The 7,549-nt window shown below is 64.2% G+C and carries 5 protein-coding genes and 1 pseudogene; 4 read left to right on the forward strand and 2 right to left on the reverse strand.

The features are described 5' to 3' along the window. The first annotated feature begins 233 nt into the window (after positions 1 to 233). Positions 234 to 2,282 carry a PAS domain-containing sensor histidine kinase gene (locus ACN4F8_RS22785; RefSeq protein ID WP_419475666.1) on the forward strand — a complete coding sequence of 683 codons (2,049 nt, stop codon included), beginning with the start codon at positions 234 to 236 and terminating at the stop codon, positions 2,280 to 2,282. Positions 2,283 to 2,326: 44 nt separating this feature from the next. After that, positions 2,327 to 3,109, forward strand: a complete 783-nt coding sequence (locus ACN4F8_RS22790) for an SDR family oxidoreductase (RefSeq protein ID WP_419475667.1) — start codon at positions 2,327 to 2,329, stop codon at positions 3,107 to 3,109. A gap of 15 nt (positions 3,110 to 3,124) precedes the next feature. Here ACN4F8_RS22790 and ACN4F8_RS22795 read toward each other — a convergent pair whose 3' ends face one another. Continuing rightward, positions 3,125 to 4,861 (reverse strand): sensor domain-containing diguanylate cyclase, encoded by a 1,737-nt coding sequence (locus ACN4F8_RS22795; protein WP_419475668.1) that lies wholly within the window; start codon positions 4,859 to 4,861, stop codon positions 3,125 to 3,127. A 270-nt stretch (positions 4,862 to 5,131) separates the two neighbouring features. Here ACN4F8_RS22795 and groES point away from each other — a divergent pair, with 270 nt between their 5' ends. Together groES and groL are read left to right on the forward strand one after the other, a co-directional pair. After that, positions 5,132 to 5,422: a co-chaperone GroES gene (gene groES, locus ACN4F8_RS22800; protein WP_069047567.1), complete on the forward strand. Its 291-nt coding sequence runs from the start codon at positions 5,132 to 5,134 to the stop codon at positions 5,420 to 5,422. 45 nt (positions 5,423 to 5,467) lie between these two features. Beyond that, positions 5,468 to 7,117, forward strand: a complete 1,650-nt coding sequence (gene groL / locus ACN4F8_RS22805; protein WP_419475669.1) for a chaperonin GroEL — start codon at positions 5,468 to 5,470, stop codon at positions 7,115 to 7,117. Positions 7,118 to 7,361: 244 nt separating this feature from the next. Here groL and ACN4F8_RS22810 read toward each other — a convergent pair. After that, positions 7,362 to 7,549, reverse strand: a pseudogene (locus ACN4F8_RS22810) (transaldolase); the annotation flags it as partial.

Raw genomic sequence — 7,549 nt, forward strand, 5'->3', positions numbered from 1 at the left:
GAGCGCACCGACCGCGCCACTGCCCTCAAGAAGGCCGCCGGCCTGTAAGCATTCACTTACACCGCTCACACAGAAGCCCCGGTGCGAAAGCCCCGGGGCTTTTTTTCGCCGGAAATGCACCCGTTTCACCCCGCTTTCCGGCGATCGGACCCCGCTGAATTTTTGCCGCCAGCGACCGATAAGGAAGTACGAGCAATTGTTTGCCCCGATCCGAACCGACCTGGAGCCTTCCCATGGACACCTCTGCACCGAACCCTGAACAGCAGCTGGCACCCATCACCGATGAACTGCTGGCCGCCCTGAGCGCGGCCCGCGCCCTGTACGACAACGCACCCTGCGGCCTGTTGGCGCTGAATGCCGAGCTGCGCTGCGTCAACATCAACCAGACCTTGCTGGACTGGCTGGGCATGGACCGGGAGGACGTGATCGTTTTCAAAACGCTGGAAGACCTCGCATCGCCCGAGTGCCGCAGCCAGGCGTCCACCCACGTGGAGCAATTGCTGATCAGCGGTCGCACGGAGCCGCTCACGCTCTCGCTGTGCCGCGCCAACGGGGACTTTCTGCAGGCCCGGCTCACCTCCACCGCCGTCTATGACGCCGAGGGCCAGTTCCTGCACACCAGCACCATGGTGAGCGACCTGGGCAACGTGCCGGCCAGTCACACCGCCGATGCGCCGCAAGACGCCATCCTGCGCAGCATCACCAACCGCATCCCGGCGCGGCTGGCCTACTACGACAAACATCTCATCTGCCGTTTTGCCAACGCCGCTCACGCACAGCGCTACGGCAAGACGCCCGAGGACATGGTGGGCTCCCACCTGAGCGAGGTGGTGCGCCCCGAGGTCTTGCCCGAGATCATGCCGCGCGTGCTGGCCACACTGGGCGGGCAATCGCAGAACTTTGAAGCCGAACGCACGGCGGCAGACGGCGGGCGCAGCTACTTCGAGATCCACTACCTCCCCGATGTGCAGAACGGCGAGATCGAGGGGCTGTTCATCGAACTGCACGACATCACCGAACGCCGCCGCACCGAAGAGTTCGTGCTGCACGCCAACCAGGACCTCGAAGAACGCGTGCGCGAGCGTTCAGAAGAACTGTTTGCCAGCGAGCAGCGATACCGCTTGATGGTCGATGCGATCCAGGACTACTGCATCTATTTTGTGAATGAGGCCGGCGCGGTGACCGACTGGACCGAGAGCGCCCAGCGCCTGCACGGTCACCAGCGTGCACAAATCGTCGGACAGTCATACGAGACCTTGCTGTGCACCGACAACGCGGGCGAAGACGAGGTGGACCCCGGCCAGGTGCTGCGCCTGGCCAAAGAGCACGGCCAATGGGAGTCGCGCGGCTGGCGCCTGCGCGAAGACGGCTCGCGCTTCTGGGCGCACACCGTGCTCACCGCGCTGCGCAATGAAGTGGGTGACCTGCAAGGCCTCTCCAGCATCACGCGCGACATGACCGCCGCCAAGAGCCTGGAGGACGTGATGAACGACCTCAACCGCGAGCTGGAAAAACGCGTGGCCGAGCGCACGCAGCAGCTGGTGGCGGCCAACAAGGATCTGGACGTGTTCTCGCACATGGTCTCGCACGACCTGCGCGCACCGCTGCGCCACATCGCCAGCTTCGTGAGCCTGCTGCAGGAGCAGACCGGCGAGTCCACCGACAACCTCGCCCGCCAATACCAGACCTCGATCGCCAAGGCGGCCAAACGCATGAGCCTGATGATCGAAGGCCTGCTGGAATACGCGCGTCTGGGCCGTGTGACGGTCGACTCCCAGCCGGTGCCGCTCACGCCGCTGTTGCACGGTGTGGTGGCGCATCTGAAACAGGAGCACCCGAAGCGCTCCATCAACTGGTCGATCGACCCGGATCTGCCGGTGGTGCGCGGCGACGCCATGCTGCTGGCCCAGGCCTGGGGCAACCTGCTCGACAACGCAGTGAAATACACCGCCAAGCGCACCGATGCCGTGATCAAGGTGGGCTGGAAAGTCAACCCGCTGGGCGGGCGCACCTTCTTCGTGAGCGACAACGGCGCCGGTTTCGACCTGGAGAAAGCCCACAACCTGTTCGTCATGTTCCAGCGCCAGCACCATTCGATGGACTTCGAAGGCACCGGCACCGGGCTGGCCCTGGCGCAACGCATCATCGAACGCCACGGCGGTCGCCTCTGGGCCGAAACCGCAGTGGACGCGGGCTGCACGTTCTACTTCACGCTGCCGCTGGAAAATCTCGACCCCGAACTGGCATTTCCCGAATCCTCCATGGCCGAGCTCACGGCCTGAGCCGCAGGGCTCTCGCAGGCGCCGCGCCCGCCGATAATTCGCGGGTGCGATCCACCACCCTCTTTTCCCTTGAAGGCCGCGTGGCCCTGGTCACCGGCGCCAGCCGTGGGCTGGGCTTGGCCATGGCCAGTGCACTGGCAGCACACGGTGCTCGGGTCTGGCTCAATGGACGCGATGCTGGCAGCCTGAGCGGTGCAGTTGACCAGGCCAGCACCGCCGCACAGGCCGCCGGCGGCCAGGCACACCCACTGCCATTCGATGTGACCGACGAAACCGCTGCCAGCGCTGCGGTAGCCCGCGTGCTCGCCGAGAGCGGACGCCTGGACATCCTGATCAACAACGTGGGCCAACGCCGTCGCCGGCCGCTGGGTGAGTTGCCCGCCCAGGCCTTGCGCGAGTTGCTGGAGGCCAACCTCGTGTCCGCCTGGCACCTGTGCCGCGAAGCCGCGACCCCCATGCGGGCACAAGGCGGCGGCCGCATCATCAACGTGACCTCGATCGCAGGGCCGATCGCGCGCGCCGGCGATGCGGCCTACACCACCAGCAAGGGCGCGCTCGAAGCACTCACCCGCGCACTGGCGGCAGAACTTGGTCCGCACGGCATCAACGTCAACGCCATCGCGCCCGGCTTCTTTGCCACCGAGGCCAACAGCGCCATGGTGGAGGATGAAAAAACGCTGGCCTGGCTGCACCAACGCACCTCGCTGGCCCGCTGGGGCCAACCCGAGGAGATCGCAGGCGCCGCCGTGTTCCTGGCATCGCCTGCGTCAAGCTACGTCACCGGCCAGACGCTGGTGGTCGATGGAGGTTACCTGGCGCATTTTTGACCCCAAGCCAGGGGCTCAAACCACCTGCGGCAGGTGCATGACGACTTTGCGCGGATCGTCACCGAGGCGATCCAGCGCGTGGTTCAGGCGCTCCATCAACCGGGTGTCATCAAGCGTCCCATCGGCCTCGTCGGGCAAGGCCGCCGAGACCAGGCGAAAGCGCAGCGTCAGATCGGGTGGCAGCAAGGGCACCCGTTCCAGCCCTTTGGCCACGATGTGCTGGCCCAGCAGCCTGAGGTCTTCAGGTCCTTCGACCAGCACCGCAAACCGCGTCTCGGCTGTGCGGCAGACTGTGTCCACATCGCGCACCACGGCCGACAGGCGCGAGGCGGCCACCACCAGCGCTCGATCGCCGGCCTCGCGACCCTCGCGCTCCACGATGGCAGCGTGGTTGGACAACTCCACCAGCACCAGACCACAGCGGTGGCCGTAACGCCTGGCCCGGCGCAACGCATCGCGCAGGCGCAGATGCAGCACCGGTGCGATGGTCAGACCCGTCAGCGGATCGGTGCTTTCAATCGCGCGCAGGCGGGCGCGGTTTTCGGTGAAGTCCTTGGCTCGGCGGTGCAGGATGTAGAGCAGCAGCGGAATTTCGATCGCCGAGCCGATCAGCACGGCGTACTGCGTGGCCCAGCTGTCTGGCAGCAAGCCCGCGCTGCGCAGCGCAGGAAAGGGGTAGGCCAGGTGCACCGGCAGGAAGCCCAGCGCCATCCAGCCCGCATAAGACTCACCCCGACGCCAGGTCCAGATGCACAGACCGAAGCTCAGCAGCACCGACAGCAGCCCGTACAGGTTGAGCACGATGAACGCCGGCCGATTCAGCAGCAGCAGGTACAGCGCCGGAAACAGCAGGCCAAAAACCGACCAGGCCAGCACGAAACGGTCGACGCCCCGGTGGTGGCGCGAGACCACGCACACCTCGCGCACAAACCAGATGCCCGAGGCCGTCAACCAGAGCATGAACACGGCCGGAGCCGCATCGTTCCAGGCAGCGTGGTCGGGCCAGAAGAACAAGCCACCAACACCGGTGAAGGCCGCCTGAAAGCCCAGCATGCAGGCCACGTAACAGCAGTACGCGATGAAAGCCCGGTCGGCATACAGACGCGCATGCACCCAGCCGATGAACAGAACCAGCAACCCGAAGCCCAGATAGCCGCCCACCATGAGAAACGTCCACTGGCGCTTCTCCTGCAATGACCGTTCGTCCAGCACGATCAGGCGCGGGCTCACCGAGGCGGGCCGGTTTTCCAGACGCAGCCACACCGGACCGGTGGCCCTGGGGTCCAGAGAAAACACCGGTGTCTGGTCCGGCTGGGCCCATTGCGACACTGGCCGTTGGTCACCGGCCTCCTGGGCCGTCCATGCGCCCGAAGGGTTCGCGGTGTACAGCGTGGCGCGGTTGGTGAAGGCGGCCGCGCTCAGCATCAGGTACCAGCGGCGTCCGTCATCGCGTGGGGGCAGGTCCAGGCGCAACCACAGCGCGCCATCGTCCAGCTGGAAACTGCGGTAGCGCTCCATGGCCACGAAGTCCCCGGCCGGGCGGCGAGTCACCTCGTCAATGCCCAGACGGCCGGACAGGTCGATCCAGTGGCGTGCCTGCAAGGTCACGTCGGTCTCGCCGGACGCAGCGCGGGCAAGGTTGGGACACAAAGCCCACCAGAAGCCAAACAACAGCACCAACAGCCCCGCCAGACGGCGCAGCAGGAGGGCAAAACACGCGGCCGGATCGGGTGTGTGAATGTAACGATCCATGTCTGGATCGTAAGCGTCGAAGCTGTCAGCCACCCTACGGACGAAAAAGCGATGCCCACGGGGTGCGAGCCCGCAAGGCAAAGCCATCCACAACACGGGCGAAAAAAAGCCCCCCGGCCTTGTAAACCCCCCGGGTCGCCCTTATCATTAGCACTCGCTGGGGATGAGTGCTAACAAACTTTCCCCAAGTGATCGGCGGCAACTCTCGGCTCACTGCCGGCACCGCCGACCTGAATCCCTTTCCCTTCCGTTCCAACTCCAGGAGATGCAATGAACCTTCGTCCTCTCGGCGATCGCGTGATCGTCAAGCGCATTGACAGCGAAACCAAAACCGCTTCCGGCATCGTCATCCCCGACGCCGCCGCAGAGAAGCCCGACCAGGGCGAGATCCTGGCGGTCGGTCCTGGCAAGAAAAACGACAAAGGCGATTTGTCCGCCATGAACGTCAAGGTCGGTGACCGCGTTCTGTTCGGCAAGTACAGCGGCCAGACCGTCAAGGTCGACGGCAATGAACTGCTGGTGATGAAAGAAGACGACCTCTTCGCCGTGGTTGAGAAGTAATTCTCGACTTTTCGTCCCTTTTAACTGAAATCTGGAGATATCAACATGGCAGCAAAAGACGTCATTTTCGGCGGCGAAGCCCGCGCACGCATGGTCGAGGGTGTGAACATCCTGGCCAACGCCGTCAAAGTCACCCTGGGCCCCAAAGGCCGCAACGTGGTGCTCGAGCGTTCGTTCGGCGCCCCCACCGTGACCAAGGACGGTGTGTCCGTGGCCAAGGAAATCGAACTGAAGGACAAGCTTCAGAACATGGGCGCACAGATGGTCAAGGAAGTTGCTTCCAAGACCTCCGACAACGCCGGTGACGGCACCACCACCGCCACCGTGCTGGCCCAGGCCATCGTGCGCGAAGGCATGAAGTACGTGGCCGCCGGCATGAACCCGATGGACCTGAAGCGCGGCATCGACAAGGCTGTTGAAGCCCTGATCGCCGAGCTGAAGAAGGCCTCCAAGGCCACCACGACCAGCAAGGAAATCGCCCAGGTCGGCTCGATCTCCGCCAACAGCGACACCAGCATCGGCGACATCATCGCCAACGCCATGGACAAAGTGGGCAAAGAAGGCGTGATCACCGTCGAAGACGGCAAATCGCTGCAGAACGAGCTCGACGTCGTCGAAGGCATGCAGTTCGACCGCGGCTACCTGTCGCCCTACTTCATCAACAACCCCGAGAAGCAGTCGGCCCTGTTGGACAACCCTTTCGTGCTGCTGTACGACAAGAAGGTCTCCAACATCCGTGACCTGCTGCCCACGCTGGAGCAGGTGGCCAAGGCTGGCCGTCCGCTGCTGATCATTGCCGAAGACGTCGAAGGCGAAGCCCTGGCGACCTTGGTGGTGAACACCATCCGCGGCATCCTGAAAGTGGTGGCTGTGAAGGCCCCTGGCTTCGGCGACCGCCGCAAAGCCATGCTGGAAGACATCGCCATCCTGACCGGCGGCAAAGTGATTGCCGAAGAAGTGGGCATGACGCTGGAAAAAGTGACCCTGGCCGACCTCGGCTCGGCCAAGCGCATCGAAGTGGGCAAGGAAAACACCACCATCATCGACGGCGCCGGCGCTGCCGCTGACATCGAAGCCCGCGTGAAACAAGTGCGTGTGCAGATCGAAGAAGCCACCTCCGACTACGACCGCGAAAAACTGCAAGAGCGCGTGGCCAAGCTGGCCGGCGGTGTTGCCGTGATCAAGGTTGGCGCTGCCACCGAAGTCGAAATGAAGGAAAAGAAAGCCCGCGTGGAAGACGCCCTGCACGCCACGCGCGCTGCGGTGGAAGAAGGCATCGTCGCCGGCGGTGGCGTGGCCCTGCTGCGTGCCCGTCAGGCCGCTGGCACCATCAAAGGTGACAACGCCGACCAGGACGCCGGTATCAAGCTGGTGCTCAAGGCGATCGAAGCGCCTCTGCGCGAGATCGTGGCCAACGCCGGTGGCGAGCCATCGGTGGTGGTCAACGCCATCCTGGCAGGCAAAGGCAACTACGGCTTCAACGCTGCCAACGACACCTACGGCGACATGATCGAGATGGGCATCCTGGACCCGACGAAAGTGACCCGCACCGCGCTGCAGAACGCCGCTTCGGTGTCCAGCCTGATGCTCACGACCGAAGCCATGGTGGCCGAGTCCCCGAAGGATGACGCACCTGCTGGCGGCATGGGTGGCGGCGGAATGGGGATGGGTGATATGGGCGGCATGGGCATGTAAGCTCTCCGGCTCTCCTTGCCTGAGGGCCGATCGCTGCGTTGCATGGGCTTGCCGTGGCGTTGCCACTGTCAGCGCCCATGCGCCTTGCGCTAGGCCCTCATGCTGCGTCGGAATGCATCAGTGCAGGCTGACAAGAGAAACTCCCAAGAAAAAACCCCGCGAGGTGACTCGCGGGGTTTTTTCATTTCGTCGTCAGTCTCCGGTCTTTCGCCCACCCACGCGCTCCAGGCCAAAGAGGTGAAGCTCAGCCCATCAGCGCTTCAAGCTTGATCGTGTCGGCAACGAAAGCCCGAATGCCTTCAGAAAGCTTCTCGGTGGCCATCGCATCCTCGTTCAAGGCAAAACGGAAACTCGCCTCGTCGTGGGTCACAAAAGGAATGTCCATGCCCTTGGCCATCTCGGCATCAAGCGCGCGGCTCAGAGGCGCCTCGC

This window comes from Hydrogenophaga sp. (genome assembly GCF_048549895.1).
Taxonomy (GTDB): Bacteria; Pseudomonadota; Gammaproteobacteria; order Burkholderiales; family Burkholderiaceae_C; genus Hydrogenophaga.

Excerpts from the sequence above, each read along its gene's own strand:
- ACN4F8_RS22785 (WP_419475666.1), top strand. The coding sequence starts at position 234 with ATGGACACCTCTGCACCGAACCCTGAACAGCAGCTGGCACCCATCACC.
- ACN4F8_RS22795 (WP_419475668.1), bottom strand. The coding sequence starts at position 4,861 with ATGGATCGTTACATTCACACACCCGATCCGGCCGCGTGTTTTGCCCTC.
- groES (WP_069047567.1), top strand. The coding sequence starts at position 5,132 with ATGAACCTTCGTCCTCTCGGCGATCGCGTGATCGTCAAGCGCATTGAC.
- groL (WP_419475669.1), top strand. The coding sequence starts at position 5,468 with ATGGCAGCAAAAGACGTCATTTTCGGCGGCGAAGCCCGCGCACGCATG.